Here is a 403-nt window from a genome sequence, read left to right as displayed (position 1 = left end):
CAACTTCAAGCAGTGGATGAGCAAGGGCCTGTACCTGGGCACGCTGATGGTCGGGCTGGAACAGAAGGTGATGGGCGGCAACGTGCCGTGGACGCTGCATCATCAGCACGCGGACAACGAGACGCTCAGGCCCGCGTCGCAGTGCAAGCCGATCGTGTATCCGAAGCCGGACGGCAAGCTGACGTTCGACCGTTTGTCATCGGTCTTCATCTCGAACACGAATCACGAGGAAAACCAGCCGGCGCATCTGACGCTCAAGGATGCCTCGGTGCCGGTGAACGTGAATCTGCGCACCTATGCGGGTCCGGAGAGCCGCTATTGCCCGGCGGCAGTGTACGAGTTCGTGAAGACCGACGACGGCAACGAACGCCTGCAGATCAACGCGCAGAACTGCGTGCACTGC

General features: G+C 61.3%; 1 protein-coding gene. It reads left to right on the top strand.

The features are described 5' to 3' along the window. Positions 1-403: 4Fe-4S dicluster domain-containing protein (locus BG61_RS38960; protein ID WP_035943895.1), on the top strand; the 403-nt coding region annotated here is incomplete at both ends.

Source organism: Caballeronia glathei (assembly GCF_000698595.1).
GTDB classification, from domain to species: Bacteria; Pseudomonadota; Gammaproteobacteria; order Burkholderiales; family Burkholderiaceae; genus Caballeronia; species Caballeronia glathei.
This window is presented reverse-complemented; position numbering and strand designations above follow the sequence as displayed.